Origin of the sequence: Methylobacterium sp. E-046 (assembly GCF_022829625.1) — a bacterium.
Lineage (GTDB): Bacteria > Pseudomonadota > Alphaproteobacteria > Rhizobiales > Beijerinckiaceae > Methylobacterium > Methylobacterium longum.
The window spans coordinates 1-320 of the sequence record NZ_JAKSYP010000050.1 but is presented as its reverse complement, the minus strand read 5'-3'; the positions used below and the strand labels follow the sequence as shown (position 1 = coordinate 320).

The following is a 320-nucleotide window of genomic DNA, read 5'->3' as shown; positions in this document are numbered from 1 at the left end:
GTCGCCGATCAGGTCAAGGCCGGGGAGGGCTTCGGTCTGGGCAGAGGCGTAGGTCAGCGGGGGGCCCGTGGTCAGGATCTGGGGGACGAGCAGGTTGCCGGCTGGCGTGATCGCCACCGGGTGGGGGCCCCGGTTGAGCGTGTGGCGGTGGTGGTCGTTGCGGCTGGCGTCGGGAGCGTAGGGCGCATTAAGCCAGAGGAAGGCGTCGGTCCAGGTGCACAGCGGTACGGGCAAGAAGATGGGCGGCGGCGCAGCGCGGCGCGGCAGGTCGGCGGCCGAAGCGGCGGCGGTGAGCGCCGTGAAGGCGGCGAGAGAGGTGA

The 320-nt window shown here is 72.5% G+C and carries 1 pseudogene; it reads right to left on the bottom strand.

Annotation, left to right across the window (positions count from 1 at the left end):
* Positions 1-320 (bottom strand): annotated as a pseudogene (locus MKK82_RS02555) (porin family protein); the annotation flags it as partial.